At 49.1% G+C, this 5911-nt stretch carries 4 protein-coding genes; 3 read left to right on the top strand and 1 reads right to left on the bottom strand.

Translation table 11 applies throughout. The annotated features are described in order from the left end of the window. Positions 1 to 208: 208 nt before the first annotated feature. The gene (locus tag F4X88_09415; GenBank protein MYA56500.1) at positions 209 to 985 is read right to left on the bottom strand and encodes an aldo/keto reductase; all 777 of its coding nucleotides are present in this window, start codon (positions 983 to 985) and stop codon (positions 209 to 211) included. Between the two features lie 117 nt (positions 986 to 1102). Here F4X88_09415 and F4X88_09410 point away from each other — a divergent pair, with 117 nt between their 5' ends. The 3 genes from F4X88_09410 to F4X88_09400 are packed head-to-tail and all read left to right on the top strand — an operon-like array spanning position 1103 to position 5731. Further along, entirely contained in the window at positions 1103 to 2311 is a 1209-nt protein-coding gene (locus tag F4X88_09410; GenBank protein MYA56499.1) for an amidohydrolase family protein, read from the top strand. Positions 2312 to 2369: 58 nt separating this feature from the next. Continuing rightward, entirely contained in the window at positions 2370 to 3977 is a 1608-nt protein-coding gene (locus F4X88_09405) for a tetratricopeptide repeat protein (protein ID MYA56498.1), read from the top strand. A 59-nt stretch (positions 3978 to 4036) separates the two neighbouring features. Continuing rightward, complete coding sequence (locus tag F4X88_09400; GenBank protein MYA56497.1) at positions 4037 to 5731, top strand: CRTAC1 family protein; 1695 nt, start codon at positions 4037 to 4039, stop codon at positions 5729 to 5731. Positions 5732 to 5911 lie beyond the last annotated feature (180 nt).

Here is a 5911-nt window from a genome sequence, read left to right as displayed (position 1 = left end):
TTTGTCAACAACTGAAATCCTCTGCGATATAAATCGCTACTGCGTAAGTCCTACTTGCGGTTAAACAACGTGAATTGGAAACTTCACGTGCTTTTCTCAAATCCGCCCTCCGCTACGCTTACGGGCTAAAGTTTTTGAGGTTATATTAGGAGAAACCCGTTGTTAGACGAAAACCTCTTAACGGGCAACGCATAACTGATAACCACTTTTAAGCCGCTTTACGTTGTATCAAACGTCGTCTCGCACTCGCACGTGCAAGCCTGACATCCAAGGTAATGTGGTGATAATCGCTGATACCGAGGTTGATCGCATGTGCCGTTTCAAGGTTAAAACCCCACTCGATCCATTCTGGCATATCTGCCTCTGGAATATTACCCGCAACGATAACCTTCATGATGCTGATGCCTTTACCGAGCGAATACGCGCGTTCAATGTATTCCAGATGCCGATCAAAGGGACCGCCTTCTAACATCTTACCCTCTTTATTCGCTGTCGTCAAAATGACGTCAAGTTCCGGATGGTCAATCACTGCGTCCATCACCGGACCTGTGTATAGGTGTGTAGAACAGCCAATAACTCGGATTTTGCCAGCCGCTTTTGCTTCTCGGAACGCGTCGAGTGCGCCTTCTCGCGATTCTAAATCTTCAGGTGAGGAGATACCGTGCAGTAAGAGAACATCTAAGTAATCCGTCTGCATTTCCTGAAGAGAACGTGTAATGCTTGCCTTGGCACCTTCATAATCTTTCGCGCCGGTTTTCGTTTGGATGATGACTTCATCCCGAGAAATCTGACGGACTGCTACTCCGAGGTGCGGTTGACTGCCGTAACCTTCGGCGGTATCCCAGAACGTAATCCCTTCGTCAAGTGCTTTCAACATCAGTTTACCACCGGCTTCATAGTTTTCGCAGGTGTTGTTGAGATGTCCTGCCCCGAAACAGAGGCGTGAGATTTCTAAACCCGTTTTTCCATAAGCTAAATATTCCATCTTGTCCTCCACGTTCGTAGGGGAGAGGTCGCCTATCCCGCTTTCGCAACGGGCGAGAGGACCTCGCCCCTACTGTCAGATGTTCTTGGATATACTTTAACCGAATTTCTCCAAAAAATGCAACCTTTTTTCTTGGTAACAAATCGGTTTTCGGGTATCATAAAAAATATGAAATTCAATGGACGCACACTTTTCAATAACATCCCTACCGAAATCGTCCTGACTGACCGGCGCGTTCAAACAATTCGCGAAGTAGACGCCGTCAACAGCGAGGTATGGATCGCACCTGCGTTGATAGATATTCAGGTGAACGGTTTCGCTGGATTCGACCTCAATGTCCCTACCGTTACGTCGGAAGATGTATCTTCAATGGTCCGCGCCCTTTGGCGAGTCGGCACCGGTTTTTTGTGTCCGACAGTTGTAACAGGTTCTTTCGAGGGAATCGGCAATTCCCTTCGGGCCATTCTGAAAGCGTGTGAAGTGGATTCACGTGTTGCCCACTCAGTGCTTGGAATTCACCTTGAGGGACCCTATATCTCCGCCGAGGATGGACCGCGGGGGGCACATCCGTTAGAGCATGTTAGGGAACCGGATTGGGACGAGTTTCAGCGGTGGCAGGATATTGCCGAAGGGCAAATCTCCATCGTAACGCTCGCCCCTGAGAAAAAGGGTGCCATTCCGTTTATTGGAAAACTAATCGCGAATGGGGTTGTCGTCGCATTGGGACACACGGCTGCTGCAGCGGACGATATTCGAGCGGCAATTGACGCTGGTGCGAGACTTTCTACACATCTTGGTAATGGGGCGCACGCCTTAATCCGTCGCCATCCGAATTATATTTGGGAGCAACTCGGTGCTGATGAACTCTGGGCAAGCCTCATTGTCGATGGGCACCACCTACCGTCTACTGTTGCCAAGTCAATGATACGTGCAAAGACGCTTGATCGGTGCCTTCTTGTCAGCGATGCTGTCGCTTTAGCGGGAATGCAACCCGGTATCTATCAGTTTGCAGGAAAATCGGTGGAGTTGACCACAGAACGGTGTGTCCGGTTGGTCGGGACAGAGTATCTCGCGGGGTCTGCCATTGAATTGGCACGCGGTATTGAGAACAGTGTCCGGTTTGCAGGTATCTCCCTAAAAGAAGCAGTTTCGCTCGCTACGCTACAACCGATGCGTCTCCTTGACGCAAAAAGACGCGTAGCGGCACACACAAACCTGATTCTCTTTGAATGGGATACAGCACAATGTGAACTCAATCTGCTGGCGACAATTATTGGGGACGAATTGGTATATCATTCAGAAGCTCGATCTATGGAAGAAAATTAAGACGAAACCCAAGCCCGTAAGCGTAGCGGAGGGCGACTCCTGAGAAGGTGCGTCATAGATGAGACCTACATTATTCATCCGCAAGGTAAAATTAAATATTTTAACGAACCTCCTCGTCTTCTGCTGCGTTGCATCACTGGTTTCCGCGCAACAAACCTATCAGGAATCTGGTGATGAACAGTTTAAATATTATACCCACGGAATGCGCGCACTCCAATTAGGACTTTACAACGAGGCAATCGCCAATTTTCAGCGAGTCTTGCAGGTGAACCCACAAAATGCCGAGGCGTATTGCGAACTCGGTGCGGCTTACAGGTTCAAGGAACAAACCGACGAGGCGTTAGCGGCATATCTTCGCGCACTGGAATTACCTGCCTCCCCTCAAACGCACGGTGTTGCCCATGTCTGTCTGGCGCGACTTTACCATTCCCAAGGCAGGTTTGCAGACGCTGAAAACCACGGACAGCACGCCGTCGCTATGCTACCAAAGAATCCTGAACCCTTTTTCCGACTCGCCGATACATACCTACAAAGGGGGAAGTTGGCGTTAGCGCAACAAACGTATCAGCAGGCACTTGCACTGGATGCGAACCTCGCACCCGTCTATCAAGGATTGGGTAGGATTGCGTTCCTACAGGACAGATTAGAGGAAGCCGTTCGATATTATCAGCAGGCACAGACGCTTGCACCATATCACGCCGAAACCCATTACAACCTCGGACTCGTTTATCGGCGTTTGGGACGGAGTTCCGTAGGAGGGGTTTCTAACCCCAACGCCTCACAAAATCTGGCGGAAGCGAAAAACCTGATGACCTCTTTCCAACGGGTGAAAACCTATAACGAGCAGACGAACCGGTATCGCAGACGCTTGTTAGAGCAACCGACTGCCTTGGAGCCGCGTGTGAAGTTAGCAGAGGCACACATTGAAATGGGCAACCGTAAGGAAGCGATTCGTGCTTATCAAATCGCTACAGCGTTGCATCCCAATACACGCCAACTCTATCACAATTTGGGTGGACTTTACATGCAGACGGGACAGTTAGCAGAAGCAATCTCCGCTTTTCAACGCCTTATTGCACTTGATGATACAGATGCAGAGGCGCATCTTCACCTCGGTTGGCTGCACGCTCGCCAACGTAAATTCACCCAAGCACAGACTTACCTTCAAACCGCGATTCAACGGGATAAAAATTTAACCCCCGCCTACTATGGACTCGCGGAAGTCTACGCCCAACAACACAGGTTTGCCGACGCGCTTGCTATTTACCAACAGTTGATATCCATCCATCCCAGCGACGCAAAAGCGTGGGTGCGACAGGGCGTGCTTCATCTAAAACAACAGCAGGTCCCAGAGGCTATTCACGCATTTACGCAAGCGATTACCGTAGATGAAAACTCAGCGGATGCGCATAACAATCTCGCATGGCTTTACGCGTCACAAGGCGAACATTTGCAGCGCGCTGTTGAATTGGCGGAACGTGCTGTCGCGTTAGACGCGAATGCCGCTCGCTTGGATACGCTCGCTTATGCCTACTACCGTTATGGGGCATACACACAGGCGGAACAATCTATCTTACGCGCAATTGACTTAGAACCCAAAAATACCGCCTACAAAGACCGCTTGAACGAAATTCAACGAGCCGTGGCGGCTGAAAAAAAACGTTAAACCCAAAACAGTAGCCTGCAACACCGGCGCAGGCGGTTCAAGAGAAAGGCACGCTATAGATGGAACCCACGTTGTTTCTCCGCAAGGTAAAATTAAAAAATTTTTCTCTCCTTATGTTTGCACTTCTCGCATCGTCTGCGGCAGGTGCTGTCACATTTGTTGAAGTCGCTGAAGAATCTGAGATTCACTTCAGGCATACCGACGGCGAAAGCGGCAAACGCCTCTTTAATGAGCAATACGGGGCGGGGGGCGGCTTCTTCGATTATGATAACGATGGATATCTGGACATCTACCTTATCAATGCCCGTCCGCAGGGAGAGCAGGTAACCGTGCCGCTCCCAACCAACGTTCTCTACCACAACAACGGTGATGGCTCTTTTACAGATGTCACCAGCCTCGCAGGCATGGGCGATACCCGCTACGGTGTCGGGGCTACCACCGGCGATTACGATAACGATGGCGACATAGATCTCTATTTAACCAACTTCGGCGACAACGCGCTTTATCGTAATAATGGAGATGGCACTTTCACGGATGTCGCACCCACCGCACAGGTCGCAGATACCGGATGGGGGACGAGTTGTGCCTTTGCTGACTTTGACAACGATGGGTTTCTTGAACTCTATGTGAGCAATTATGCGAAATACACCCTTGATGCGAATAAACCGTGTTATCGACACAACATCGCTGTTTACTGTGGTCCCAGCTCTTATCTCCCACAACCAGATGTATTATATCGGAACAACAGGGATGGCACTTTTATTGATCTAACCGAACAAAGCGGTTTGTTAAGCGTTCCAGCTGCACACGGTCTCGGCGTTGCCATCGGGGACAGCGATAACGATGGTGATACTGACATCTATGTCGCCAACGATCAGGATTTCAACTTCCTGTTTGAAAATCTCGGGGATGGCACCTTTGAAGAGGTGGGTTTACTCTCCGGTGTCAGCTGCAGTGATATCGGAAAAGCGGAAGCCGGGATGGGGGTTGCCTTCGCAGATTACGATAATGATGGCAAGTTGGATCTCACCGTCAGTAACTTCCAGAACGAAACGAATACCCTCTATCACAATGAAGGCGACAACTTTTTCATGGATGCCACCATTCCTGCTGGGATCGCTGAACACACACATCGTTACCTCGGGTGGGGCATCGGTTTTCTCGATTACGATAACGACGGTTACAAGGATATATTCGTCGCTAACGGACATACGATGGATAACATCGCCGAGGTTGATCGATCCACGACAACACCACAGCAGAACCTACTCTTTCGGAATTTAGGGGATGGGAAATTTGAGAACGTCACGGCAGCGATGGGAGAGGGTTTCGCACTCCGTAAAACCAGCCGTGCCGCCGCTTTCGGAGATTATGACAACGATGGCGACATTGATATTCTTGTCACGAACTGGAATCAGACCGTCGATCTCCTGAAAAACGAGGGTGGAAATCGGAATAACTGGATACAAGTGCAAGCCATCGGCACGAAAAGCAACCGTTCCGGTATCGGCGCACGTATCAAAATCGTCTGCCGAACATTGGGTGGGGATGAACTCACACAGTATGCAGAGGTGAAAAGTAGTGGGAGTTATCTCGCATTCAGTGACCTTCGCGTTCATTTCGGAGTGAAGGATGCTGAACGCATCGATCTATTGGAAATCCGTTGGAACAGTGGAATCGTTGATACCGTCACCAACCTTCCAGTAAATCAACGGTTGATCGCAGTTGAGGGAGAGGAAATTGTTCCGCAATAGAATGTTATTTTTTTCTTGACTAAAATAGTAAAATATTGTAATTAATTGTTATCTATTGCTGAAATCCACTAAAGGAGTAGTTCCTAAATAGTTCTTTTTCTATGTTTTTCTTGTTTTTTCTCCATTTACTATAGTTTGGACAATTTTGGTCGGGTTCATGCTCGGTTTTCAAGAGATCTT

This window comes from Candidatus Poribacteria bacterium, from assembly GCA_009839745.1.
In the GTDB taxonomy this organism is placed as follows: Bacteria; Poribacteria; WGA-4E; order WGA-4E; family WGA-3G; genus WGA-3G.
Note: the sequence above shows the minus strand (reverse complement) of the source record. Positions and strands in the feature narration are given on the sequence as shown.